Origin of the sequence: Actinomadura sp. NTSP31, from assembly GCF_041951385.1 — a bacterium.
In the GTDB taxonomy this organism is placed as follows: domain Bacteria; phylum Actinomycetota; class Actinomycetes; order Streptosporangiales; family Streptosporangiaceae; genus Spirillospora; species Spirillospora napierensis.
Genome location: NZ_JBGNUT010000018.1, coordinates 163,587 through 186,572, shown reverse-complemented (window position 1 = coordinate 186,572; position 22,986 = coordinate 163,587). Strand labels below are relative to the sequence as shown.

At 70.7% G+C, this 22,986-nt stretch carries 28 protein-coding genes; 8 read left to right on the top strand and 20 right to left on the bottom strand.

The features are described 5' to 3' along the window. The first annotated feature begins 123 nt into the window (after window positions 1-123). The 5 genes from ACA514_RS28765 (at window position 124) to ACA514_RS28745 (ending at window position 2,416) form a co-directional block, all read left to right on the top strand. Complete coding sequence (locus ACA514_RS28765) at window positions 124-387, top strand: hypothetical protein (protein ID WP_375044371.1); 264 nt, start codon at window positions 124-126, stop codon at window positions 385-387. Then, window positions 384-740 (top strand): hypothetical protein, encoded by a 357-nt coding sequence (locus ACA514_RS28760; protein WP_375044370.1) that lies wholly within the window; start codon window positions 384-386, stop codon window positions 738-740. The genes ACA514_RS28765 and ACA514_RS28760 overlap by 4 nt, the downstream gene beginning before the upstream one ends. Further along, a complete protein-coding gene (locus ACA514_RS28755) occupies window positions 737-943 on the top strand; it encodes a hypothetical protein (RefSeq protein ID WP_375044369.1) in 207 nt (68 codons plus the stop codon). Before ACA514_RS28760 ends, ACA514_RS28755 begins: the two co-directional genes overlap by 4 nt. Continuing rightward, window positions 943-1,221, top strand: coding sequence for a hypothetical protein (locus tag ACA514_RS28750; RefSeq protein ID WP_375044368.1), 279 nt, complete (start codon window positions 943-945; stop codon window positions 1,219-1,221). Before ACA514_RS28755 ends, ACA514_RS28750 begins: the two co-directional genes overlap by 1 nt. Window positions 1,222-1,861: 640 nt before the next feature. Beyond that, window positions 1,862-2,416 carry a hypothetical protein gene (locus tag ACA514_RS28745; RefSeq protein WP_375044367.1) on the top strand — a complete coding sequence of 185 codons (555 nt, stop codon included), beginning with the start codon at window positions 1,862-1,864 and terminating at the stop codon, window positions 2,414-2,416. Window positions 2,417-2,655: 239 nt separating this feature from the next. On the opposite strand, the gene ACA514_RS28740 is transcribed toward ACA514_RS28745, so the two are convergent. From ACA514_RS28740 to ACA514_RS28660, 17 genes are all read right to left on the bottom strand, one after another. Continuing rightward, window positions 2,656-8,112 (bottom strand): phage tail tape measure protein, encoded by a 5,457-nt coding sequence (locus ACA514_RS28740; protein WP_375044366.1) that lies wholly within the window; start codon window positions 8,110-8,112, stop codon window positions 2,656-2,658. 4 nt (window positions 8,113-8,116) lie between these two features. After that, the gene (locus ACA514_RS28735; protein WP_375044365.1) at window positions 8,117-8,392 is read right to left on the bottom strand and encodes a hypothetical protein; all 276 of its coding nucleotides are present in this window, start codon (window positions 8,390-8,392) and stop codon (window positions 8,117-8,119) included. A 193-nt stretch (window positions 8,393-8,585) separates the two neighbouring features. Further along, entirely contained in the window at window positions 8,586-9,143 is a 558-nt protein-coding gene (locus ACA514_RS28730) for a hypothetical protein (protein ID WP_375044364.1), read from the bottom strand. Further along, complete coding sequence (locus ACA514_RS28725) at window positions 9,140-9,757, bottom strand: hypothetical protein (RefSeq protein ID WP_375044363.1); 618 nt, start codon at window positions 9,755-9,757, stop codon at window positions 9,140-9,142. Before ACA514_RS28725 ends, ACA514_RS28730 begins: the two co-directional genes overlap by 4 nt. 8 nt (window positions 9,758-9,765) lie before the next feature. Then, a complete protein-coding gene (locus ACA514_RS28720; RefSeq protein WP_375044362.1) occupies window positions 9,766-10,398 on the bottom strand; it encodes a hypothetical protein in 633 nt (210 codons plus the stop codon). After that, a complete protein-coding gene (locus tag ACA514_RS28715) occupies window positions 10,395-10,805 on the bottom strand; it encodes a hypothetical protein (RefSeq protein WP_375044361.1) in 411 nt (136 codons plus the stop codon). The genes ACA514_RS28720 and ACA514_RS28715 overlap by 4 nt, the downstream gene beginning before the upstream one ends. Before the next feature lie 16 nt (window positions 10,806-10,821). Further along, on the bottom strand, window positions 10,822-11,283 hold the full coding sequence (locus ACA514_RS28710) for a helix-turn-helix domain-containing protein (protein WP_375044360.1): 462 nt from the start codon (window positions 11,281-11,283) through the stop codon (window positions 10,822-10,824). Beyond that, complete coding sequence (locus tag ACA514_RS28705; RefSeq protein ID WP_375044359.1) at window positions 11,280-11,588, bottom strand: hypothetical protein; 309 nt, start codon at window positions 11,586-11,588, stop codon at window positions 11,280-11,282. Before ACA514_RS28705 ends, ACA514_RS28710 begins: the two co-directional genes overlap by 4 nt. Further along, window positions 11,585-11,866, bottom strand: a complete 282-nt coding sequence (locus ACA514_RS28700) for a hypothetical protein (protein ID WP_375044358.1) — start codon at window positions 11,864-11,866, stop codon at window positions 11,585-11,587. The genes ACA514_RS28705 and ACA514_RS28700 overlap by 4 nt, the downstream gene beginning before the upstream one ends. 247 nt (window positions 11,867-12,113) lie before the next feature. Next, window positions 12,114-12,590, bottom strand: coding sequence for a hypothetical protein (locus tag ACA514_RS28695; RefSeq protein WP_375044357.1), 477 nt, complete (start codon window positions 12,588-12,590; stop codon window positions 12,114-12,116). A 77-nt stretch (window positions 12,591-12,667) separates the two neighbouring features. After that, window positions 12,668-13,042 (bottom strand): hypothetical protein, encoded by a 375-nt coding sequence (locus ACA514_RS28690; protein WP_375044356.1) that lies wholly within the window; start codon window positions 13,040-13,042, stop codon window positions 12,668-12,670. A 17-nt stretch (window positions 13,043-13,059) separates the two neighbouring features. After that, window positions 13,060-14,457 (bottom strand): replicative DNA helicase, encoded by a 1,398-nt coding sequence (locus tag ACA514_RS28685; protein ID WP_375044355.1) that lies wholly within the window; start codon window positions 14,455-14,457, stop codon window positions 13,060-13,062. Continuing rightward, entirely contained in the window at window positions 14,454-15,026 is a 573-nt protein-coding gene (locus ACA514_RS28680; RefSeq protein ID WP_375044354.1) for an ATP-binding protein, read from the bottom strand. Before ACA514_RS28680 ends, ACA514_RS28685 begins: the two co-directional genes overlap by 4 nt. Next, a complete protein-coding gene (locus tag ACA514_RS28675; protein ID WP_375044353.1) occupies window positions 15,023-15,850 on the bottom strand; it encodes a hypothetical protein in 828 nt (275 codons plus the stop codon). The genes ACA514_RS28680 and ACA514_RS28675 overlap by 4 nt, the downstream gene beginning before the upstream one ends. A gap of 159 nt (window positions 15,851-16,009) precedes the next feature. Continuing rightward, on the bottom strand, window positions 16,010-16,291 hold the full coding sequence (locus ACA514_RS28670; protein WP_375044352.1) for a hypothetical protein: 282 nt from the start codon (window positions 16,289-16,291) through the stop codon (window positions 16,010-16,012). Between the two features lie 91 nt (window positions 16,292-16,382). Beyond that, entirely contained in the window at window positions 16,383-16,574 is a 192-nt protein-coding gene (locus ACA514_RS28665) for a hypothetical protein (protein WP_375044351.1), read from the bottom strand. Window positions 16,575-16,623: 49 nt separating this feature from the next. Then, window positions 16,624-16,917, bottom strand: coding sequence for a helix-turn-helix transcriptional regulator (locus ACA514_RS28660; RefSeq protein ID WP_375044350.1), 294 nt, complete (start codon window positions 16,915-16,917; stop codon window positions 16,624-16,626). Window positions 16,918-16,995: 78 nt separating this feature from the next. Between ACA514_RS28660 and ACA514_RS28655 the strand changes: the two genes are divergently transcribed. Both ACA514_RS28655 and ACA514_RS28650 read left to right on the top strand, forming a co-directional pair. Continuing rightward, window positions 16,996-17,709: a hypothetical protein gene (locus ACA514_RS28655; RefSeq protein WP_375044349.1), complete on the top strand. Its 714-nt coding sequence runs from the start codon at window positions 16,996-16,998 to the stop codon at window positions 17,707-17,709. Between the two features lie 4 nt (window positions 17,710-17,713). Further along, the gene (locus tag ACA514_RS28650) at window positions 17,714-19,117 is read left to right on the top strand and encodes a tyrosine-type recombinase/integrase (RefSeq protein ID WP_375044348.1); all 1,404 of its coding nucleotides are present in this window, start codon (window positions 17,714-17,716) and stop codon (window positions 19,115-19,117) included. A gap of 37 nt (window positions 19,118-19,154) precedes the next feature. Here ACA514_RS28650 and ACA514_RS28645 read toward each other — a convergent pair whose 3' ends face one another. From ACA514_RS28645 to ACA514_RS28635, 3 genes are all read right to left on the bottom strand, one after another. Next, entirely contained in the window at window positions 19,155-20,237 is a 1,083-nt protein-coding gene (locus ACA514_RS28645) for a hypothetical protein (RefSeq protein WP_375044347.1), read from the bottom strand. Window positions 20,238-20,425: 188 nt separating this feature from the next. Next, on the bottom strand, window positions 20,426-21,190 hold the full coding sequence (locus tag ACA514_RS28640; RefSeq protein WP_375044346.1) for a crotonase/enoyl-CoA hydratase family protein: 765 nt from the start codon (window positions 21,188-21,190) through the stop codon (window positions 20,426-20,428). A gap of 8 nt (window positions 21,191-21,198) precedes the next feature. Further along, window positions 21,199-21,972, bottom strand: coding sequence for an SDR family NAD(P)-dependent oxidoreductase (locus ACA514_RS28635; protein WP_151539976.1), 774 nt, complete (start codon window positions 21,970-21,972; stop codon window positions 21,199-21,201). A 164-nt stretch (window positions 21,973-22,136) separates the two neighbouring features. Between ACA514_RS28635 and ACA514_RS28630 the strand changes: the two genes are divergently transcribed. Beyond that, the gene (locus ACA514_RS28630) at window positions 22,137-22,985 is read left to right on the top strand and encodes an SDR family oxidoreductase (RefSeq protein WP_375044345.1); all 849 of its coding nucleotides are present in this window, start codon (window positions 22,137-22,139) and stop codon (window positions 22,983-22,985) included. The last annotated feature ends 1 nt before the right edge of the window (window position 22,986 follow it).

The window sequence follows — 22,986 nt, the reverse complement described above, 5'->3', positions numbered from 1 at the left end:
AGCAAGTTCCTAGCCATCTGGCCGGGTGCGTGGCCACTGTGGGAGACGGCCTTATCACTCGGCCCCGGCCCGACGCGCGAACGCCGGGAAGTCCGGGGCCTGACCAGGAAGGTAGTCCTGGCTATGGAGAACGTACCCCAGCCGCCGCCCGACCCGAGGGCGAGTGCCGAGGAGATGAACGCGCTCGAGCATCTGCGCGAAGAGTTCCCCGGGTGGTGGTTCGGGCGCTCTCAGAAGGACGTCGGATGGGACGCCAAGCGAACCCGCGGCGCGTTCTGGACGGGCGGTATCTGGGCGCTCGAGGCGACGTCCGCCGAGCTGCTGCGCGAGCTGCTGCTCGAGGTCCAGATCATCGACGCCAAGCACGCGGCGGTCTCGCCATCATGACGTCGCCAGCTGCGCAGCTTCAGCAGCTCATGGCCCGCCTGGACGGGCAGGGCCATGAGGTCCGGATCATCAAGGGCCGCCTGTTCGTGATCGCGCCTCCGCGCGTGGCTGGCGAGGGTTCGCGCCTAATCGACGTCATCGCCGCGACCTCCCGCCCGGACGAGCACGGATGCATGACCTACAACGGCGAGCGCCGCCGCACGGAGGTCATCACCTGTGCGGCGCGCTCCGACGACGGCGGCAGCCTGTGGTTCTTCGACTCGGCGGGCGAGCCGATCGAACCCGCGACCCACATCGTGGACGCGACCCTACGGATCGGGAGCCGCCTGGCCTGCGCGCAGGTGGGGCGATGAGCGCACCGGACTTCACTGGCGACGACGAGGGCGACCTAGCCTCGCTGCGCAAGGTGTTCCCGGGCTGGAAGATCGCGCGGGCGTCCGGCCGGTGGTGGGCCGCGCGCAACCTCGTCCGCGAGGACCTGGCCGGCGCTATCCAGGCTGCGACGCCGGACGGGCTGTACCGGGTGCTTGAGGCGAAGGCGAGGGGTGGCCGGTGATGCTGCTGTATGGGCCGCTCGATGCCGTGTTCGATGTGCTCCGCCTGCGGGCGCCGCGAGTGGAGTCGAACCGCTGCGACCGGGGCGCGGACGGCGGCCAATTCTTGCGCGTCCGATACCGGGGCAACGGTCCCCGGCAAGTCGTATGGGACGACGACCTCGACACCTACCGGTGGAGCACCGGGCCGGACGCACCCCAGCCGCTCGGCAAGGACCCGGTGCGGGCGGCCGAGTCCATCGCGTGGGCGTTGGGGACGTCCCTCGCCGCGCCTCCCTGAGCTGGGCGGCGCGACCGGGTACCCCCGAGGCCGGTCGCGTTGTCCACCGCGGCCCCGGGTTCCAGCGCGGCGGCCCGGGGCCGCGGGACCAGACGCCGCGGCCCCGGGGAGGCGCTCTTGGCGGGGTGACTCCCGGGGCCGCGGCCCGAGACGCGAGGCGGGCCGAAGGCTCTTGGCGGGGTCACCGGCCCGCCCCGCCCCTCGTTGTGGCCGGTGCCGGTCGCCGTGTGCACCGGCGGCCGGGCCGGTCCGTCTACCCGCCGTGCCGCCCTACATCCCACCACCGCAACCGGTCATCCCGCCGACTCGCGAACAGCGGCAACGGGCCCTCGTACTCATCGTGGTCGCCGCGGTCCTGGTGACGGTCCTGGTGTTCGCGTACGCGCTGTGGAGCTCGAGCCGATCCTCATCGCCCGGGACGTCGGTTCCGCCGGCGCCGGTCCCGACCGTCGAACCCTCGGCGTCACCGGCGCCGTCCGGTGGCGAGGTCGACGTCCCGGACCTGCCGGGGGACGGGCATCGGCATCATTGGCGCCGGCCCCACCTGCCGTAGCCGTCCGCGCGGGTCCCCTGCGCTGCTCTGCCCAGGCCAGCCTTGGCGTGCGTGCAGACCGTCGGCGGTCCCGATACGGTCCCGCTCATGAACTCGGCAGATGCGGTCACATTGGCCGCTTCGTGCGCGGCAGCGGCCTTCGCCGCTCCTACCCTCTGGCTCACCTGGCTCGCGCATCGCCGTGCCCGCGAGCGCTCCGACGTGCGCTGGCAGGTCGTCCGCGCAGAAGAAGGCGTATTCGACGCCATCAACATCGGCCAGGACCCAGCTTTCGAGGTCCATGTCGAGATGTGGACAGTTACCGAGGTCGAGTCGGCCGACGCCGCGCAGCTCAACCAGGGGGATCGGGTCACAGTGCTGCTGCCCCGCCGAGCCGCCGGCGAGTACGCGCCGATCGATCTGCCGCACAGCATGTTCGATGAGGTTTCCGACGAGCCGCCGGAGTTCCCCGACATTGTGCGCGGAAGCAGCGCGATGAAGGGAATCCTGGCCAACTGGGAGCGCGCGAAGGCTGCCAAGGACAGAGCCAGCGAGATGCACGCCGCGCTCGAGCGGGACGCGAGAGAGGAACAGGTTCAGGTTCGGATCACCTGGCGGTCCAAGCTCGGCGTGTGGAGCGAGCACACCGAACGAACGGGCTGATTCGCAGCCCTACCCGAACCGCTTTGACACTGCGATGCCCACCCTCATCACCTGCGTAGACGTAGGCCCGTTACTCACGGATGGCACATCGGCGGAGCAGCGGCCAACGGTGCTCCGGGCGCCCTCGGCAGGCACGACGAACGCCGGCGAGTGCCGTTCCTCCGGGGGCACGGAGTGCGGCACCCGCCGACCGGCCGCCGCAGCCCAGAGCAGCGATGAGACGATTCGGCGGCTTCGTCTCACGGGCGGCGGCGGGTATAGCGGGTCTTCAGCTCCACATGCCGGATCGCGCGCACTACGTCTTGCGGCGTGCTGTAGCCGGGCACGTGGTGGACGTTGACGTCGCGGAAGAGCCGCCCCTCATCACCGGCCCCGCCGACGCCTACGGCGACCGGCTGCCTCGGCGCCGGAATGAGGTTGCGCAGCACGGCGTCCGACGCACCGGAGTTGATCGCCTCGAGGAGCGCGGCGCGCCGGTTCGCGGCGGAGGCCCGCACCATGTACTCCCCAGCCGTCGCGCGGATCGGTACCCGGTCGGGGCCGGCGCGCCCGGTGATCCACCCGCCGCCGGCGTACCCGTCGGCGATCATCTGCGCCCAGATCGTTTTCCCGTACTGGTTCTTGAGCAGCTCGTCTTTCATCAGCCGGACGGCCTTGGCGAGGTCATCGGGAGCGAGACCGGTTGCCTTGATGAGGTCCTGCCAGGTCTTCACCTGCCCGGAGTGCAACACACCCCGCGCGGTGAGGATGTTCGGCAGGTTGGTGAGGGTGTCCTGCTGCTGCTTGGCGGTGTTGATCTGCCCCGTCAAGTTCTTCAGCTTCCCGTCGGACAGCTTCACCGCGTCCGCCGCGATCTTCTCCGCCTCGGTCCCACCCATGTTCAGCAGCTCGTTCGCCAGCACCCCGAACCCGCGGTCCGCGAGCTTCGTCAGGTTCGCGATGAACGCGCCCTTGCTTTTGATCGACCCGGCCAGCGCCGACCCGAGCTTCGTGGTGGGGGACTGCCTGCCGAGCTGGTACCGCTTCTCAACATCGGTGAGCTTCTTCGTCGCGTCGGCGAGGTCGTTGCGTTCCTTCTTCAGGCGGGCTTCGGCGTTGCGGATCGCGTCGGTCCGGCGCGCTTTCGCCAGCGCGTCCTTGGCGGCGTCGATCCGCGATGCCCGCCCCTTACCGTGCGAGGCGTAGGCGCGCTGCAACTGCCGCGTCGCAGACCGGATCCGGTCCGCCCTGCTCTGCTCGGCCTTCTTCAGCGCCCGCTTCGCCGCCGCGAGCTGGCTCGACTGCGTCGAGCGGGACTTCTTCGCCGCGTTCACATCCGACAGGGACGCGGGCTGGTTGAGGTCGTTCCAGTCGCCGAGGATGCCGGACAAGTCGAGGTGATCGTCGGTGTTGTCGGTGCCGTCAGCGAAGTAGGAGACGCCGCCATCAGCCATCCCCGTCACGGTCATCCCGAACTTCTTGGCGACCTGCGCGAGGATCTGCTTGGACCGCTGCCGCTTGCTCGCGGCGAGCGGAATGTACGCTTCGCCGCCGGTCTCCGGCTCCGCCCACACCCGCACCGACCCGCCAGACGGCGCGATCTGCGCCGAGTGCTTCTCCGGCCGAACACTGCCGCCCGGGTCGCCGGCGACACCGAGGCGCCGCGCCAGTTCGGCTTCGTCGCGGGTGATGCGGCCGTTGGTGTAGTCGTCGCCGAGCCGCGACACCGGCCCGCCGGTCGCATACCCGGCGCCCTTCGGCCACCGCCACATCGGCGCGGACCGCGGCACCTCCTCCACGAACGCCCCGGTGTGTGGCGCCTGGATCACATACCCGGGCCGGTTGGATCCGAGCATGACGTGCACGCTCGGGCCGCTGGGGAACGCGAGCGCGCCCGGCCGCTGCCCGGAGATCTGCGTGGAGTTGCTCCACTGGGTGTCGGTGACGCCGCCGATGTCGATGCCGCGGCCCTTGCCCCACGCGTACTCCGTCAGCCCCGAGCAGTCGAACCCGTACGTCCCGGAGCCGCGGCCGATGCCGTAGGAGGGGCCGCCCATGCCGCCGCCGCCCCACGAGTACGGGAGGCCGATCATCGCGCGGGCCGCCGCGACCACGGGACCGCCCTGCCCCACGTACTTCTTCCACTGCGAGGCCATCGCAGCGCCGATCTTCCCGATGAGATCGTTCATCCCGTCGTAGATCGGGGCGTACACCGACTTGACCGCATCGCCGGTCGGCACCGACCCGGCGATGTTGACGGCGCCGCCCTTGGCATAGCCCTTCAGCTTCCCCGCCAGCGCGGCAGAACGCAGCCGGTACATCGCGCCGTGCCCGCCGGCGGCGTCGACCTCTTCGGGAGTCCATACGTGCTCGTCGAGCCGCAGCATCGCCGGGACGGAGTCGTACTCGCGGGTCGCGCCCGGCGCCGTCGACAACACCCGGCCGCCCAAGGCGTAGGCGCCGCCGGCGCCGGGTCGTCTCGGGTCCTGGCTCGGGGGCCCGAAGGTCTTCCAGTTCCCCTGCGCGTCGACCTCGAGCCCGACCTTCTTCGACTTGATCTTCTGAAGCTCTTTCCAAAGCGACTCGGCTTTGCCCCTGGCGATGCCCATCGAGTCGGCGACCCGCAAGAACGCGGCCTTGGAGGTGTTCATTCTGCTGGTGGCGACGCCGGCGGACTGTGCGAGCGCGTCGACCTGCGCGCGGGCCTTCTGATTCGAGCCGGCGAGGGCGTACAGCACCGGCAGTGCACCCTTGATCGCACCGGTGTACTTGTTCTGCGCCGACTTCGCCGACCCCGTCTTGGCCGCATGGTTCTTCTCGGCGTTCGCGGCACGGTTGACCCGGGCGATGTACTCGCTCATCGGGACCGTCGTCAGGTCCGCGGCGGACCCGATGAGCCCGTACCGCTCCGCCAGCTTGATCGCAGCCGACCGGGAGTTGCCCATCGCGATTGCGATCTTCACGAACTGGTTCGCGAGCGAGCGCTGCTTGGCGGTCAGCTGATCGGCGGAGGCGCCGTCGTCCTTCATCGCGACCAGCTGCTTCTGGTTCGCTTCCGCCAGGTCGAGGAGGGCCTGCTTCTCCTTGTCGGAGACCGCGACGCGGTGGTCGGCGGCCTTCGCCGCTTCCATCGCCGACTTTCGCTGGTTGATCGCGGCCTGGTCGGCGTCCATGTTCGCCTTCGACAGCGCGTCCAGGGCCTTCTGCAGGTCCTCGGCAGATTTTGCGGCGTCGGTCAGCGTCTGCTTCAGGCTCGTCTCAGCCTGTGCGTGCAGCGTCGCGGCGACAGTGACCTGCTGCTGTGCCGCCGCGTTCTGTTTCTGCGCGCCGGTGCTCAGCTGCCCGGCTGCCGCTTCACGCTTGGCCGCCTCGGCCGAGGCGTGCACCGAACCGTTCTGGTTGTCCAGAGCCTGCTTCAGCTTGGCCGCAGCCTCGACCTTGCCCTTGTCGACCTTGCCTTGCTGCCCGGCCTGAAAGTTGTACTTCCCGACGGTGTCAGTGATCAGCTGGTAGGCGGCGGTGTTGCCGAGCACCGCGTCGGTGACCAGCGGGAGGCTGAGCCCGAGCTTCTGTGCGGACTCCAGCGCGCCTTCCTTCTCCAGCTTGTTGGCGACGGCGGCGCGGGTGTTCTCACCAAGAGCTCCAGAGTCGGCCTTGATGGCGTTGACGAACTCTTGGGTCGCGCCGACCGCCTTCTTCTTGGTGACGGCCCACAGCGTCAACGCCGTCACCCCGGCAGCTATCGCGATGCCCCATGGCCCCGACAGCACGGACGCCGCGGAGGAGATCGCTCCCCGTAGCACTCCGACGGCGCCGCCCACCCGCGCGCCGGTGACCCCGAGCGCGGCGAGCGCGACCTTAGCGTCCTTCACGGTTGTTCCTAGGAACAGCAGCGCCCGGGTGCCTAGCAGTGCCGCGCCGGTCAACCCAACGATCCAGTAGGTCGCGGTCTTCGCAGGTCCGGGGATCTTGTTGAACCAGTTGACTACGCCCGTGAGGTTATGGATCAGTCCGCGCAGCGGGCCTTGTGCGCCTTCGCCGCTGCCGATGAGCGCCGTCGACAGCGCCCCGCCGAGCTTGTGAAGGTCACCGACCAGGTTGTCCAGCTTGGAGCCGGCCGTACGGGCGGCGTTCCCGGAGTCGTTGACCTTGTTGATCCAGCCCTGGAGACCCTGAGCGCCTTGCTTGTACAGGACGTTCGCGCCGCGGATCGCGTCCGTCCCGAAGATCTGCGCGAGCGCCTGGTTCCGCTGCGCCTGCGTCAGCCCGCCGAGCTTCGTCCGGAGCTGCTCGGCCAGCGCGGTGATCCCGATGAACTTGCCCTGCGCGTCGTACACATTGATCCCGAGTTCCTTCATCAGGTCCCGGGTCTTCGCCGTCGGATTGGCCAGATGCAGCAGCATCGTCTTGAACGACGTGCCGGCATCCCGGCCGACCAGACCCGCGCTAGCAAAGGCAGTCAACGTTCCGACCGTGTCGTTCACGCTCAGGCCGAACTGGTGCCCGACCAGCCCGCCCATCTTCAGCGCGTACCCCAGGTCGTGCACCGAGCCTTGGGCTTTGTTCGCGCCGGCGGCCAGCAGGTCCGCGATGTGCGGGACGTCCTTCCCGGACAGCCCGAACTGCGTCATCGCGGTCGCCGCGATCTCCGCCGCCTCACCCACGTCCATGGTGCCGGCCGCCGCGAGGTTCAGGGCGCCCTTCAACCCGCCGCCGATCACGTCCGCCGCGCTGACGCCCGCCTTGGCGAGCTCCTCCTCCGCCACCGCGGCCTGCGTCGCGCTGTAGGAGGTCGTGGTGCCTGCGTCCAGCGCGGCCTGCCTAAGCTGCTTCAGCTGCGTCGTCGAGGCGCCGGCGACCGACTTGACCGACGACATCTGCGCGTCGAACTTCATGACCTCCCGGGTCGCGAGGGCGAACCCGGCGACGAGCCCGACCCCTACCACCGTCCCGGTGCGGCCGAGATTGCTGAACGCCTCACGCTGCCGCTGCGCGCTCCGCGTGAGCTCCGCCTCCTGCCGGCGGCGCATCACGCTCGACGCGCGGCCCGTCCGCGCCAGCTCCGCCCGCTCCACCTGCCCGGCACGGCGGATCTGTGTCTCTTCCGTACTGCGTTGCCGCTGCGACGCCTGCGCCTGCCTCGCCAGCGCGGCGCGCTCAGCCTGCCCCGTCCGGGTGATCTCCGCGCGCCGCGCCGCGTTCCCCGCCGCATCGTCCTGCGACAGCCGCTGGATCGCGCGCCGCTGATTCGCGGCGGACTGCTGCACCGACCGGGAGATTTCCCGCTGCCTGGTGTTGTAGGCCTGCGCGGTGCGGGTGAGGGCCTGCTCCTGCCGCGCCACCGACGCCTGCGTCGCCCGCGTCACCTCCGCCTGCCGTGCCCGGTCAGCTTCCCGCACCCGGTTGAGGGCCTGGACCTGCCGGGTCGAGGACCCTTGCATGATCCGTTCGAGTTCGGTCACCGACCGGCCGGCGGAGGCCATGCCCGATCGGACCTGACCGCCGAACCGCCCGACCGCGCTGCCGGCCCGCCCGAACTGGCCGCCGAGGCCGCCCACGGACCGTCCAGCCGACGCCATCTGGTTACCGACGTTGCGGCCGGTCTGCTGGACCTGTTGATTGAGGCGCCCCACGGAGGCCTGCGCGGACCGCATCCCGGACACGAACCCGGTGACGTTTGCGCGGAGGAACACGCTGACCGAGCGGGCCTGAGCCATCGGGCTACCTCCCGCCGTCAGGGGCGTCGGGAGCCCCGATCGTCATCGAGCAGGCCGCCACGACCGCCCCGAAGCCGTAGAGCGCATCGGTGTACGGGACACCGCGGTCGGCGAGGTCAGCGCGGGTCTGCCGGAACCATGCGTACAACTCGACCAAGCTGTCCTCGTTCAGTAGCGCCAGCTGGTTGAGCATGTGCAGCACCTGGTGTTTCACCATGTCGGGCAGTGCCAGCAGCAGCGCGTCCATGTCCACGTCAGGGGCCGCGTCCGGGGTGCTCATAGCGCGTCCGTCCGGGCGGGGAGGGCCGGGCCCGTCCGAGAGGGTCCCGGCCCTTCACCAGGGCGCAGGCAGGTCATAGGCGCTGAAAGGAAGAACGCCTCGCTGCCTTGGCTCCGTGCTCGCCGCACCCCACAAAGCCGAGGTCTCCAGTGCGACGCGGTGGCTTTGACGCCCGTCCCCTGACGCGTCCGCATCAGCGGTCCTTGGCCTGCCGGAGCGCGCACGTGTACTCCACCAGCCGCGCCTTCCGGGCTGCCTCGGGCAGTAGCGCCCATCTGCGCGCCCGTTCGGCCACCTGTTCGCGGGCGATCTCGGCGCCCGCCCACGGTTGGAACTCCAGGAACGCGCGGACGGCTTCCTGCGTCGCCTGCGCCTCTGTGAGGCTCGCTGCGGTCTGCGCGATGGCGGCGGCGGTGAACTCCTGCCGGGCGCGCTGTTCGGTACCGGAGCGGCCGATCGCGGCGGCGCGGGCCTGCGACTCGTCCAGCCCGATCGCCTTGAAGGTGTCGGCGAGCGCGTCGAATCCGTTCGCGGCCGGCGCGGCGGTACGGCCGCGGGCAGCGAGGCGGGCCTGCTGGTCGTCCAGGCCGAGGGCGCGGAACGTCTCGGCGAGCTCGGCCTCGGCGTCGACCTCGGCGGGGTCGCGGCGCCAGTCGACCGACTCGGCGAGTACGTCACTGACGTGCTCGAGCCGCGCGTCGGCCTCGGCGTGCTGCCGGGCGTGCGCGCCCTCCCAGAACGGCGCGGTCATGCGGCGCCCCGGGTGGCGGCCAGGACGCTGACGCTGGCCTGGTCGACCAGCCAGACCCGGCCGGTCTGCGTGCCTGCGAGGCGCCCCTCGGCGAGCATCTGCCGTATCCGTCGTTCCTTGAGTCCGAGCATGGTCCCGGCCTCCTTCGTTGTGATCGTCACCGAGGCTGCCTGAGGGTGAGGGCCAGTGATTGCCGTGTTGCCGTCAACGGCAGAACGCCAGGTCAGCCACTCGTCTGCAGCGGTCTGGATTGCCGACCAGGCGCGGCTCGCCTGCTCGAGGTAGTCGGGGTGGACGCGGCCGGCGGCGATCTCGGCACGCAGCCGGTCCAGCTGCTCGGGCAGATGAGGGGCCAGCAGCGCCCGGACGAAGTGCGCGCTGAACCCCGACACCGAGGCGCCCAGGATCGGGCGCCGCGGCGCAGCGGCTGCGACGTTCTGAGCGAGGGGCCCGGCCCGGCCTCCGGCCTGCCCGTTGGGGTGCGGAGGCCGGGCCGTCGGAGGGACGCAGGACGCGTCACCGACGCCGGTGAGGAGGTGCGTCTGTTCGTCCTTGGCTCCCACGGCCACGCCCGAGCAGGCGTCCGCGGGTGACGTTGACGTCCCGAGCTTCATGGCACCGCCTACGCCGCAGCCGTCGCGGTGTCGGTGGAGGTGTCTCGCGTGGCCTCGGCGGCGATCCGGTCCGCGAGCGCCGCATGCTGGTCGTCGGTGGCCGCGGCCGCCTGGCGCTCGAGCTTGTCGGCGCGCGCGAGCAGCCCGGCCGCCTGGTTCCGCAGCCGCGTCGTCTTGGGGATCCGGCACCCCCCAAGCGACGCCCCCTTGAGTTCCAGCATCCACGGCTCAACCGCGACGAAGACCGCGCCGTCCTCCCACTCGGACAGCTGCGCGAGCAGCTCGAGGGTTCGGGCGTGGTGCTGGTCGGCGTCCGCGTTCAGCGCGGCGGCTTCGGCATACAGCTCGGCGATGCGGCCGGCGATCACGGCGCCGCGCGCGTGGACGACCTCGTACATGGCCTGCTCGAGGGCGGCCTCGGTGACGTCCTCCGCGGCGCGGGCCTCGGCGAGCCGGGACGCGATCTCGCCGGCGTCTCCGGCGGTGAGGGCGGCCTCGCCCATGCTGGTCTCGATCCCGCTGACGGTGCGGCGTTCACCGGCGAGGCGCTCGGTCCATTCGGTGACCCGGTCCCGAGCTTCCTGCAGCTCGGCGCACGCGGCCTTCAGCGGCCCGCTGGCGGGCCCGCGGTCCTCGGTCACGGCCTGCCTCCGGCGGCGATGCGGGCGGCCTCCGGGGTCATCCCCGCGGCCACGTAGGAGGCCGTCAGGCCCGCCGCGGTGTCGGCGTCCGCCTCGGCGACGGTGACCTCGGCCGGGGTGGCGGCGGCGAAGTCCCCGAACGTCCGTCCCGCCGCCGGCGTCCCGCCGGGGATCCCATCGCGTCCGGCCGCGGCGATGCGCGCCGCCTCCGGCGATAGACCCGCCAGCCGGAACGACTCCTCGAGGCCGTGGCGGACCTGTGCGGCGCCGCGGGCGGCTTCCTCGGCATTCACCCGCTCCTGCCGCGCATGCTCGGCGTCGGCCAGGTGGCGCGCCTCGTACACCAGCGCCATGCCCGGGTCAGCAGGCGCGGCGCGCACGACCTCCTCGATCTGCGTCCGCGGCATCCCGGGCCTCCTCCGGTCAGTCCGACCCGGCCATGCGGCCGCACCGGTACGTCTCGACCTCGCCCCGGGTGGTGAGCCACTGCCGGCCGGTCTTACGGCCCTCGATCGCGCCGGCGCGTAGCAGCTGCCGGACCCGGGAGGGCGAGACTCCCAGCAGGGCCCCCGCCTGTTCAGGCGTGATCTCCTGCGGTGATCGTGGCGCGGTTCCCGCCGCGACCACTTCCGTGCTTCCGCCAGCGGAAACACGCCACTCCCGCCACTGCTGCGCCGCGAGACGGATCGTCGCTACCTGCGTGCGCAGGTCCGCGATCAGCGCGGGATTGAACCCGGCGCGCTGCCTCCGCACGATCACCTCTTCGAGGACCTCGCCGAGGATCTGGGCGATCTCAGCGGCCGGGTACCCGGACACCGGCGCGGCCAGCAGCGACGGGCGCGCCGGCGCGGCCGCGGTGTCGCGGCCGGTGGCGGGGCTGGTCACGGCCGGCTGCTCATCTCGCCGAGCGCGAACCGCAGCGCGATGAGGTCGAGGTAGTCCGCGATGACCTCGGCGCGGGTCCGCCCGTACGCCTCGGCGATGGCCGGAAGCCGCTGCTCGACGACCTCGGCGAACGCGGCCTCGAACAGCAGTCCGAGGTTGCGGGTCTGCGCGAGCAGGACGGCGCGCAACTGCTCGGGCTCGAGGCCGTCCAGCAGCAGCCGCGCGCCGGTGGCGTCGCCGGTCTCGACCAGGCGCAGCAACGCGACCGCGAGGCGCCGCGCGTCAGGGACGGGGCCGGTCGTCACGGAGTCTCGCTGCCTCGGTAGGGGAGCCGGTTGGCCTTGAAGCGGCGATCGAGCCGCATCTTCGGTGCGGACTCCGGGCCGTCCGGCTCGCCGTGGATCATGCGGCAGAACGCGAGCAGCAACTCGTTCGGGCTGCCGTCCGGGAACAGCAGCTCTTTCGGCGGCTTGTCGAGCAGCATGGACGCCGTCGTGAGCCGCCCCACCTGCCACTTCTGATACTCAGCCGCCAGTCGATCGACCGCCGCGTTCATCGCCCGACGCACGTCGGTCTCGGTCACCCGCCGCTCGGCCACGGCCCGGACCTGCGGGGCACTCGAGCCGTGCGCCCGGCACGTCGTCGCCCCGACCATGGCCCACGCCTTGCACGGCTCCCCGTTGGTACGGCGTGCCGTGCACCGCTTCGACTGCCTCTCTCGCGCCACTTCGGTCTCCCTCCGGTGGGGACGGTTCGATGGGTCCCGCTGCGTGGCCGCACGTCATGGGTGCGCTGCCGCGACGCGGGGTTTCCTCGTCATGGGTTGCCGGTCACAGGCCCGGGTGCATCTGGTCTCGTGAGGCTTGCCGGGCAGCCACCCGGGCGCGTTCGGCGCGGTCGATCTCGGCGACGACGGCGGCGAACGCGGCCCACACGGCGCCGACCCTGGGCAGGGTCGCGGTCCAGCGGCCGGCGGCGTTCTGGCTCTGCTGGCGGAGGGTGGCGCGTTCGCGTTCGGTGAGGTCGGCGATGGCGCGGCGCAGGGCGGCGTCGGTGTCCACAGGGCTCCCTGGGGTTGTGGGTGGGGTGGTGGCATGGGGTGGGCCCGCTTCGCCCGGATTGGTGGTGGCCTGGGTGCGGGCGAGCTTGGCTGCGTGGCGCTGCCGTAGGCCGTGCGTGCGGCGCTGGTGGAGTTCGGTGAGGCGCGTTATGCGGCCATCGCGGCGGGTCCGGTTGGCCTCGAGGCGGTCGGCGAGGCGGTCGTTGACGGCGGCGCGTAGGTCGGCGTCGATCTCTTCGGGGGTCATAGCTCCTCTGCTCCTCAGACAAGTTGTGGCCGGAGAGAGCGGGCCTGGCCAGGGCGTACGGCTAGGCCCGCTCGGGGTCAGGTCTGCCGGGCGCTTTCGAGCACCGTCTTGTACTCGTCGGCTGCCTCGGTGAGGTACCGCACGAGGGCAGCGTTGGGGTTGACGCCCGCGGCACCCATGGCGTCGGCGAGGTCCTCGGTGGTGGTCCAGTCGTCGCCGTAGAGCTGGGCGGCGCGGGCGAGGCGTCCGATGTAGAGGTCGCGTCCGTGTCCGTGGCGGTTGGCCTGGGTGGTCAGCCACCGGCGGAACGTCAGCGGGAGGATGGCGGCCGGGTTGCGGCGCGACCCCGGGCAGGGCGCGCCGTCCGGAGTGTTGTGCTTGCGGAGGGTGCCGTCTTGCAGGGTGCGGTGTTCGCCCTCGCAGACGCCGCACAGGCCGATCTTCATGGTCATCGTCTCCTTGCCGGTGATCACAGAGCCCCCTGGGTGTAGGCGGGCCCGGGCTCGTGTCCGAGGTTGGATGCGCGCTGATAGTGGCCCTGCCACGCCAGCGTCACGGTCGCGGTCGGGCCGTTGCGGTGCTTGGCCACGATCAGGTCGATCTCACCGGACCGCGGTGACTCCTTGTCGTAGGCGTCTTCGCGGTGCAGAAGGATCACGATGTCCGAGTCCTGCTCCACGGCGCCGCTTTCGCGCAGGTCAGCCAGCAGCGGCTTCTTGTCGTTGCGGTTCTCGACGCCCCGGTTGAGCTGCGATCCGACGACCACAGGGACGGCGAACTCCTTGGCCAGCAGCTTCAGCGACCGGGCGAGCATGGACACCTCGATCTGCCGGTTCTCCGTCCGCTTCCCGGCCGTCATGAGCTGCAGGTAGTCCACGACCAGCAGCGCGGCCGGAGCGCCGGCCCGACGCATGGCCCGCAGCTTGGTCCGCAACTGCGTGATGCCCGTGCCGGGGTCGTCGTCGAGCAGCAGCGTCCGGCCGATGCCCAGTTCGGGCATGACCTTGGCGAAGCGGTCCCAGTCGTCTTTGTCCAGGCTGCGGGTGCGGAGCCGGTGGAGGCTGATCTTCGCGGCGCGGGACACGATCCGGTCCATGAGTTCCTGGTGGCTCATCTCCAGCGACGCGAACAGCACGGGCAGCCCGTTGCTAATGGCGGCGTTGTAGGCGGCGTTCAGCATCACCACGGACTTCCCGATGCCGGGACGGGCGCCGATCACGACCATCTGCCCGGGCCGGAGCCCGCCGCCGAGCAGCGAGTCCAGTTCGTTCCAGCCGGTTGCGAGGCAGGTGTCGCCCGACCCGTTCTCGAGGTGGTCGAGGTAGCCGCTGATCAGCTCGGAGACGGGCCGGGCCGTGGTCGATGTGGTGTCGCGGGTCGCTTCCTCGAGCGTCTTGTTCGCCAGGTCGGCGGCGTCGTCGGCGTCGGTTACTGAGCGAGCGATCTGCACGATCCGAGTGCCGGCCTGCTCGAGCAGGGCGAGCCTTCCCCAGGTCTCCACGGTGCGGGCGTAGTGGCTGGCGCTGTGGCCGACGGGCACCGTGGACACCAGGGTGTGCAGATAGGAGCCGCCCCGGTCGGAGCCTTCGCCGACCTTCATGAGCTCGCCGCGCTTGTCGAGCTCACCGGCGACGGTAATGACGTCGGTGGGGTCCCCGCGGCCGTACAGGTCCAGGATCGCGTTGTAGATCAGCTGGTGGCCGGGCCGGAAGAAGTGCTTCGTGCGCAGCCCGGTCTCGACGACGTCGGCGATCATGTCCTGCGCCAGCATCATCCCTGCGAGAACGCCCTTCTCTGCGGCCAGGTCGTGACGAGGCGGCCGGAAGTCGGACGGGTCGCTGAGGCCGTCGACCAGCTGCTCGGTCACTGGGCCCTCCTGCGGTCCGGGCCGTCGAAGTCGATCCTGGTCGCTCCGCCGGTCAGGCGGGAGCCGATCCGCTCGCCGAAGGCTGCTTCGAGCGACTGCAGGTTGTAGGTGACCACCGTCGGGCGGGCGTGCGCCCACCGTTCATCGACGACGTTGTGCAGGCATTTGCGCTCCCACTCGTTGACCTGGCCGGCCCCGAGGTCGTCCAGGATCAGCAGTGGGACCTCGCGCCACAGCCGGAGCTTGTCGCGGTCGGCCTGGTCGGTCGGGGGAGTGATGGTGTCCTGCCAGTCGGCTGGGCCGACGAACGCCCACTTGCCGCGCCAGATGGCGGCGGCGCGCTCGAGCGCTTCCCACGCTGACCACGTCTTGCCGGTGCCGACCTCGCCGCGCAGCAGCAGGTTCTCGGCGCTGCCTTGGGCGAGCCGGTCGACCCACGCCGCGATGTCGGGGCGGAGGACGCCGGGCGTGCGCAGGCGCTCCGGGCGGGCGCGGCGGACGACGGCGACGCGCGCCTCGCGCTGGTCGCGTTCGTGTTCCCGGTCGGCTTCGTCGTCGAACGTGGTCATAGCGGGTCGTCCTCTCGGTAGGAACCACGCGGCGGCACCTGGGAGCCGGTGCCGGGCGCGTAGCGCGGGTCATGACGCAGCGGCGTGGGCTCGTCGAGCCAGCGCTCTCGGTCGAGCCAGTTGTCGGGGTCCATGGCGTAGCCGCGGAGGACCTTGGGGTCGTCGCGGTAGCGCTTGGCGGCGGCGAGGAGGGTGGCCGGGTCGGTCTTCTGTACAGCCTTGGCGTACGCCTTCACGGCGTCAGCGCGGGCTTGGTGCAGGGGGTAGGCGGCGTACCAGTCGGCGAAGTCGGGGTGTTCCTCTCCCGGACGGCGCCGCGGCTTCTTCGCACCGTCCCCCCGCGACGCGGGGGGCTTAGGGGGGTGGTGTTGTTCCTTGGGTTGTAGGTCTTCTTTGGGTGGCATCCATGCAAGGGGTCCCCCGGCATCCATGCCAGGGGTCAAGGGGGCTTCCATGCCACCCCTTGCATCCATGCCACCCCTTGCATCCATGCCAGGGGTCGACTTCTTTCCCGACGGGTTCTTGGATCCCTTACGCGGCTTCGGACCCCTCAGGTGCATCGGCAGGTCATACACCGGCGGCCGCTGGCCGGCCGGTACTCCGCGCTGCGCGGGCAACGTCTGATCGCCGAGCAGCACCAGGCCGAGATCACGCAGCCGCTTGACGTCCCGCCGGGCCTGGTCCGGGGACTTGCCGGTCTTCTCGGCGATCGTCGACATCGACTGGTAGGAGCCGCGCCCGTACAGGTCGCAGCGCCGGGCGATCACGACAAGGGTCGCCATGAGGTCGGCAGGGACGGGGGCGTCGTCGATCACCCAGGCCACCGCGGGCACGCTGACCCACGGTGCGTCGCCGTACCTGTCCTCCACGTACGTTGCCTCTCGTGTTCGTGCGCTGCGCGGCGATGAATGCCGCTGGTCAGATCGTGGACCGGCGGACCCGCTAAGGTCGCGGGCTGGTCCGCACTCCGCCCGGCAGGCGGGTCACGCGGGCTCCCGATAGCGGGTCGCGCGGAAGATGAGCCGCCGCGGCGACGGGTGCCGAACGGCCTCGGCATCGATCGCGTCGTCGATCTCCCGGTGGAGGTGGACGCGGAGCAGCTCGAGGCGCTCGGCGGTGTCGGCCGGGTCTCCGCCGACTTCCGCGATGGCGGTCTGCCGGATGACGGCCGTCAGCTCGACGGCGAAGCGGGCGAGCGCGGCGCCGTAGCGATTCCACGTACGTCCGCCGTGCGGACCTGGAGGTTCGGCTAGCATCGGGATCACTTGCTCCTTGGTGGGGGCTGAGTCGGGGTCGCTGGCGGCGATCCGAGCGTTCAAGCGGCTTCCGGGTGCTGGCCTGGGAGCCGCTTCGTTGTCAGGGCGCATCGCTGATCACCACGTCGACGAGGCGGCCGCAGCTGCCGCGCCGCGCGCTGAGGAGCGCGTCGGGGTCGCGGGTGCGGCCGAGGTGGATCCCGTCGCAGTGCGGGCACTCGTAGGTGAACCAGGTCTGAGTGCGCCGGCCTGCCGGGGGCAACGGCGTGGCGACCGCACGCGGCGCCTTCACGCTCAGGCTCTGCGACGATGAGGGCTGCTGGGCTCGGTCTCTGGCGCCCTCAAGCGGCGTCATTTCCGTCCGTTCGGGCTGCCTCGAGCCTCTCCTGCTCGGCGATCCAGCGCAGGACCTCACTCCTGCGGTAGACCACGATTCCTCCGCAGCGGAACCCCTTGGGGCCGAAGCCGCGGTGACGCCACTGCCGCAGCGTTCCGGGGGGACGTCGCAGGTAGGAGGCCGTCTCGGTGGTCGTCCAGAGCTGATCGTCTTCGAGCGCGTCCGGCATGTCTCGGCCGTGCCCCACTGCCTTGACCGGCGCATCGCCGAGACCAAGCGTCCCAATCTTGTTACGCATGGGAATACGATCGTGGACGCTGCGACTCGTTGTCAAGCGCCCTAGCTTTGATACACGTGGCGTAATACGCTGAACGGCGTGAGAGACCCTAAGAGCTTCCGAGAGGTGATCGGCGATGCCGTCCGGCGGCTCCGTGAAGGCGGTGGCATGCGCCAGGAAGACCTTGCCCGGACGGCTCAGGTGATGGGGCTCAAGTGGTCCCGGTCGAAGGTGGCTGCCCTCGAGCTAGGCGACAAGGCGGTCACCCTGGAGGAGTTCGCAGTCTTGCCGGTCTTGCTCGAGGAGACCCTGAACAGGAAGATCACGTACGGCGATCTGTTCCCTGACCACGACGAACTTCTCTACCTCACGCCCAAGCTGAGGGTCCTGGCAGGTCGTTGGGCCAGCATCTTTGATGACGAGTACGTCCCTGAGCTGACGGTGTATGACCGCGCGGTCGAGGATTCCCTCGAGAAGCTCGCAGCCACTCAGCAGCAGCTAGAACCGATCTTCAAACGCCTAAAGGCTCTCGGCTACTCCACGGGGCTGCCTGCGATTTCCTCTCTCCGTGAGGCGACGGTGGGCCTTGCCGAGGACCGTGCAGCCGCCAAGCTCGGAGAGCCGCGGCTTGTGGTCGTTGCGGTCTCCTTGGATCTCTGGGGCCGGAGCCTCACCGAAGAACGCGACGCGCGGGTTGCGGCGGCCCTGCCTGACGACGCGCCGGCGCGCAGCGTTCAGGCGAGGCGAGGCCTGGTGACCCGGGAACTGGTGGACGCGTTGCAGGGGCGCATCGCCGAACTGGACGGCAGGTGAGGACATGGCGCGCGTAAAGGACCTGTGGCACGCCGAAGTACCGGACCCAGATGCCCCCGGCCGACGGGTCAAGGTCAAGACCAAGCGGCACCCGGACCGCGGCGGCTCGAAGACGGCGAAGCGGTGGCTAGCGATCTGGATTGGCCCGGACGGCGCCGAGGTCACCAAGGCATTCCACGCCAAGGAAAACGCCAAGAGCTACGCCCGCAAGCAAGAGGAGGACGCTGAGCGCGGCGAGTACATCGATCCCAAGGCCGGCCGCGAGCAGTTCGGCGCGCTGGCCAAGAAGTGGATACGGCTGCGTGGCCTCGGCGGTAGCAGCCGGGTCCGATACGAGTCGGTGTTCCGGCTGCACGTCGAACCGACGTTCGGGCATCGTCAGGTGAAGTCGCCTCGGCCGTCGGAGATCCTCGAGTGGCTCCGCGAGCTGGAGAAGACGCACGGGCCGGCGACGCAGGCGCTCGCCTTCCACATTGTCCAAGGGACGTTCGACCTCGCGGTCGCGGACGGCCGCCGTAAGGACAACCCGGCGCGCTCGCCGATCATCCCCCGTGTGGTGGCCGAGCCGAAGGAGCGCGCGCCCTGGACTACCGACCGCGTGTTGGCTGTCGTCGACCAGCACCCGGCGCCGTACCGGGCCGTGCCGCTCGTCGCGGCCGGGTGCGGGCTCCGGCAGGCCGAGGCTTTCGCGCTGGCAGTCGATGACTTCGACTTCGACGCGGGGCGGCTGCGCATCGAGCGACAGCTCGTCCGCGTCGGCAACCGCATCGTGTTGAAGCTGCCCAAGGGCGGCAAGGCCCGGACGGCGCCGCTGTCGCCCGGGGTCGCGCGGACCGTCCAGGCGCACAAGGACACGCACCCGCCGGTGGCCGTGACGCTGCCGTGGATGAACGAGGACGGGCGCATCGCCGAGGACCCGGTGACGGTCGAACTGCTGTTCGTCTGGCGTGACCAGCTGCTCGCCCCGCCGCTCCCCGAGGGCGTCCGCACCCGGGCGGACCGAGGTCGGCAATCATCCGCGGACGGCAAGAACCTGCAGATGTCGACCTACAACGGGCTGGTGTGGAAGGTGGCGCTGGCGCGGGCCGGGGTCATCCCTCCGCCGTCGAAGAACGCCCGCGGCGCGCTGGCGTACGAGCAGGCGCGCGAGGACGGGATGCACGCGCTACGGCACTGGTTCTCCACCACGCTCGGCGACGCGGGCGTGAGCCTCGCCGGGATCATGGACTTCATGGGGCACAGCCGGAAGGCGGCCGGGCTCCCAGTGACGCTCGGTGTCTACAGCCATGTGACCGAGGAGACGTACGAGGCCGCTCGCACGGCCGTCGATCGGTCGCTGTTCCGCCTCCGCCCCGTCCAAGATCAACAGTCGACCGGAACAGAGGCAGAACAGGCGGTTTCACAGTGATCCGCCACGCCGCTCCGACACAGGTCAGAGGCCACTTTTACCCGAAGTACTCGATGAACGGCACCTTCTTGCCGGTCTGCGACGCGGTACCCGCGCTGACGATCCCGGCGGTGCCGGGACGGGCGTCGGCGTCGGACGCCTGGACGGTGCCGCTGCGCGCCGGCCCGTTGAGCGTCGTCCAGGACGTGCCGTTGTAGTGCATGTACTGGGTTCTGGTGCCGGTGGTGACCGGCAGCATGACCACGCCGCCCTTGCCGTCGGAGGACAGCCCGATCCCGGCCGTGTTCAGCGGCGTGTTGACCGTCTTCCAGGTCGAGCCGTTGTACTGCAGGATCGCGTTGGTGATCTGCGCGTTCTGCCGGACGCGCAGCACGTACACGTTCGTCGGCGAGTTCTCGACGATCTTGTACAGCGTGCCCTGGTAGGCGGGCGTGCCCATGGCGCCGGGGACGGCGATCCTCTTCCACGCCTTGCCGTCGTAGTGCATCACCAGGCCGGTGACGGACGTCCCGTTGGCGGACGTGGTCCCGGCGAGCCAGACGTCGCTCTTCGACTTGACGTCCACGGCGGTGATCGCGGACGAGGCGGGCAGCGGGACCTTCGCGTCCGCCCACGCGGTGCCCGTCCACCGCAGGACGGCGCTGAGGCCGCCCGCGGTCGGGTCGACCCCGGCGACGGAGTAGGCGGTGCCGTCCGGCGCCGCCGCCACCTGGCTGGGCAGGCCGACCAGCGGATAGGACACCTTGCTCCACTTGGTGCCATTCCAGTACAGGCCGACGGTGCCGCCGAGGTTGTAGCCGACGATCCACGCCTTGGACGCGCTCGCCACGGCGACGTCGGTCGGGGTGAAGCCGACGGGGGCGGCCTGGGCGACCCAGGCCGAGCCGTTCCACTTCGCGATCTTCGTCTGCGGGCTGAAGAACGAGCCGGCGGCCCCGACGGCCCAGCCGGCGTTCGCGGCGCCGAAGTCGACGCGGTCGAGGCTGCCGTCGTAGGCCAGCCCGGCCCCGCCGACGTTCTTCCACCCGGCCGCGGCCTGGGCGGGCGCGGCGGCCAGCGCGAGCGTTCCGGCGGCACAGGCGACCGCCACGGCCGAGGCCGGCACCGCGTTCCGTCTCATCTGCCACTCCCAAGATCAGTCCCAGTGCGGCAAAAGAGTACGGGAAGACTTACCTCCAGGTAAGAGGATCTTGCCGCACGGCCGGAACAGGACGTCCCGGCCACGACGGGGACCGGACGGAACGGCGGACGCCCGGAGCCGGGACCGGCTCCGGGCGTCCGACGCGGACGGGCGTTACGGCAGGGCCGTCACTCGCCCTTCCAGTTCGGCTTGCGCTTCTCGGCGAAGGCCGCCGGGCCCTCCTGCGCGTCCTTGGAGGTGAAGACGGGCAGCGTGATGTCCTGCTGCTTCTTCCACGCCTCGGCGGACGTCCAGTCGGCGGACTCGACGATGATCTTCTTGGTCGCGGCGAGCGCCAGCGGGGCGTTCTCGGCGACCTTCAGCGCCAGCTCCTTGGCCGCGGCGAGCGCGCCGCCCGGCTCGGCCAGCCGGTTGACGAACCCGAGCTCGGCCATCCGCTCCGCCGGGTACTTGTCGCCGGTCAGGGCGATCTCCATGGCGATGTGGAACGGGATGCGCTGCGGCAGCCGCAGCAGCCCGCCGCCCGCGGCGACCAGGCCGCGCTTCGGCTCGGGCAGCCCGAACTGCGCGTCCCGGGACGCGACGATCATGTCGCAGGACAGCGCGACCTCGCAGCCGCCGGCCAGCGCGTAGCCCTCGACCGCGGCGATCAGCGGCTTGGCCGACGGGCGCTCGGTGATGCCCGCGAACCCGCGGCCCTCCACGGTCGGGTTGTCGCCCGTGAGGAAGCCCTTGAGGTCCATGCCGGAGCAGAACGTGCCGCCGGCGCCGGTCAGGACGCCGATGGACAGGTCCTTGCGGGAGTCCAGCTCGTCCAGAGCCGCGGCGATCCCCTTCGCCACCTCGCCGTTGACCGCGTTGCGGGCCTCCGGGCGGTTGATGGTGATGACGAGGACGGCGCCGTCCTCCTCCGTCAGAACAGCGTCGGTCATTCAGTGCCTCACTTCGGCTGAAAGCGGATGCCACCGTCGAAACGGATGGTCTCGCCGTTCATGTAGTCGTTCTCGATGAGGGACTTGACCAGGTGCGCGAACTCCGACGCCTTGCCCATCCGCTTCGGGAACGGCACCGGCGCGGCGAGCTTGGCCTTGAACGCGTCGGCGGCCTCGCCCTCGCCGTAGATCGGGGTGTCGATGATGCCGGGGCAGATGGTGTTGACCCGGACGCCGATCGCGGCGAGGTCGCGCGCGGCCGGCAGCGTCATGCCGATGATGCCGCCCTTGGAGGCCGAGTAGGCGATCTGCCCGGTCTGGCCCTCGATGCCGGCGATGGACGCGGTGTTGATCACCACGCCGCGGGCGCCGTCGGCGTCGGCGGGCTCGGTCTTGGAGATCGCCGCGGCGCCGATGCGCATCAGGTTGAAGGTGCCGATCAGGTTGACCCGGATGACCGTCTCGTAGGACGCCAGGTCGTGCGGGGTGCCGTCGCGGCCGACGGTGCGCGAGGCCCAGCCGATGCCGGCGCTGTTGACGATGACGCGCAGCGGGGCGCCGGTGTCGACGGCGGCCTGGACGGCGGCCTGCACCTGCTCCTCGCTCGACACGTCCGTCTTGACGAAGACGCCGCCGACCTCGTCGGCGACCTTCTTGCCCTTGTCCTCGTTCATGTCGGCGACGACGACCTTGGCGCCTTCGGCGGCCAGCGCGCGGACGGTGGCCTCACCGAGGCCGCTCGCGCCACCGGATACGACGGCGGAAACTCCGTTCAGGTCCATAAGCAGCACCTTACGTGAGGGACCGAATGTGGTTCGGGATGATGTTACCCACACGTCACCCCGACGTTCTGCTCACACCCCGGCGGATTGCCCGGGCGCGATGTTACTCGGGAGTCACAATACGGCGAACGTTTGCCCGGGGACGCCCCGGGCACCCGTCCCGCATGACCGAACCTCCGGCACAGAGCCAGTCCTACCCAGGCCGCACCGGGGACATGACGCCCGAACCGCGCGACGAGATGCGCGGCTACACCGGCAGCGGCCTCCTCGACGGCAGGCGCGCCCTGATCACCGGCGGCGACTCGGGCATCGGCCGCGCGGTGTCCGTCGCGTTCGCCAAGGAGGGCGCCGACGTCGCCCTCACCTACCTCGAAGAGGACGACGACGCCCGGCACACCAAGTCACTCGTCGAGGCCGAAGGGCGCCGCTGCTTCACCTTCGGCGGCGACCTCGCCGAGGAGCGGCACTGCCGCGAGACCGTCGAGCACGCCGTCCGCGACCTCGGCGGCCTGGACGTCCTCGTCCTGCACCACGGCACGCAGACCCCGGTCAAGGACGTCCGCGAGATCGACGACGCGCAACTCCAGCGGACGTTCGCCGTCAACGTGTACGCGCTGTTCTGGACCGTCCAGGAGGCCCTGAACCACCTCGGGCCCGGATCGTCCATCGTGTTCACCGGATCCATCAACGGCCTGCGCGGCAACAAGACGCTGATCGACTACGCCGCCAGCAAGGCCGCCGCGATGACCTTCGCCACCTCCCTCGCGCAGAACCTGATGGACCGCGAGATCCGCGTCAACTGCGTCGCCCCCGGCCCCGTCTGGACCCCGCTGATCCCCGCCACGTTCGACGCCGAGCGGGTCGAGGGCTTCGGCGGTCAGTCCCCGATGGGCCGCCCCGCCGACCCCGACGAGATTGCCCCCTCCTATGTCTTCTTCGCCGCCAACAGGCAGTCGTCCTATTACACGGGCCAGACGCTCGTCCCGGCCGGCGGCGAGATCCATCCGGGCTGAG

Excerpts from the sequence above, each read along its gene's own strand:
- ACA514_RS28725 (WP_375044363.1), bottom strand. The coding sequence starts at position 9,757 with ATGAAGCTCGGGACGTCAACGTCACCCGCGGACGCCTGCTCGGGCGTG.
- ACA514_RS28755 (WP_375044369.1), top strand. The coding sequence starts at position 737 with ATGAGCGCACCGGACTTCACTGGCGACGACGAGGGCGACCTAGCCTCG.
- ACA514_RS28715 (WP_375044361.1), bottom strand. The coding sequence starts at position 10,805 with ATGCCGCGGACGCAGATCGAGGAGGTCGTGCGCGCCGCGCCTGCTGAC.
- ACA514_RS28645 (WP_375044347.1), bottom strand. The coding sequence starts at position 20,237 with ATGAGACGGAACGCGGTGCCGGCCTCGGCCGTGGCGGTCGCCTGTGCC.
- ACA514_RS28745 (WP_375044367.1), top strand. The coding sequence starts at position 1,862 with ATGAACTCGGCAGATGCGGTCACATTGGCCGCTTCGTGCGCGGCAGCG.
- ACA514_RS28740 (WP_375044366.1), bottom strand. The coding sequence starts at position 8,112 with ATGGCTCAGGCCCGCTCGGTCAGCGTGTTCCTCCGCGCAAACGTCACC.
- ACA514_RS28640 (WP_375044346.1), bottom strand. The coding sequence starts at position 21,190 with ATGACCGACGCTGTTCTGACGGAGGAGGACGGCGCCGTCCTCGTCATC.
- ACA514_RS28630 (WP_375044345.1), top strand. The coding sequence starts at position 22,137 with ATGACCGAACCTCCGGCACAGAGCCAGTCCTACCCAGGCCGCACCGGG.
- ACA514_RS28680 (WP_375044354.1), bottom strand. The coding sequence starts at position 15,026 with ATGACCACGTTCGACGACGAAGCCGACCGGGAACACGAACGCGACCAG.
- ACA514_RS28750 (WP_375044368.1), top strand. The coding sequence starts at position 943 with ATGCTGCTGTATGGGCCGCTCGATGCCGTGTTCGATGTGCTCCGCCTG.
- ACA514_RS28650 (WP_375044348.1), top strand. The coding sequence starts at position 17,714 with ATGGCGCGCGTAAAGGACCTGTGGCACGCCGAAGTACCGGACCCAGAT.
- ACA514_RS28735 (WP_375044365.1), bottom strand. The coding sequence starts at position 8,392 with ATGAGCACCCCGGACGCGGCCCCTGACGTGGACATGGACGCGCTGCTG.
- ACA514_RS28695 (WP_375044357.1), bottom strand. The coding sequence starts at position 12,590 with ATGACCCCCGAAGAGATCGACGCCGACCTACGCGCCGCCGTCAACGAC.
- ACA514_RS28690 (WP_375044356.1), bottom strand. The coding sequence starts at position 13,042 with ATGACCATGAAGATCGGCCTGTGCGGCGTCTGCGAGGGCGAACACCGC.
- ACA514_RS28660 (WP_375044350.1), bottom strand. The coding sequence starts at position 16,917 with ATGCGTAACAAGATTGGGACGCTTGGTCTCGGCGATGCGCCGGTCAAG.
- ACA514_RS28765 (WP_375044371.1), top strand. The coding sequence starts at position 124 with ATGGAGAACGTACCCCAGCCGCCGCCCGACCCGAGGGCGAGTGCCGAG.
- ACA514_RS28730 (WP_375044364.1), bottom strand. The coding sequence starts at position 9,143 with ATGACCGCGCCGTTCTGGGAGGGCGCGCACGCCCGGCAGCACGCCGAG.
- ACA514_RS28635 (WP_151539976.1), bottom strand. The coding sequence starts at position 21,972 with ATGGACCTGAACGGAGTTTCCGCCGTCGTATCCGGTGGCGCGAGCGGC.
- ACA514_RS28760 (WP_375044370.1), top strand. The coding sequence starts at position 384 with ATGACGTCGCCAGCTGCGCAGCTTCAGCAGCTCATGGCCCGCCTGGAC.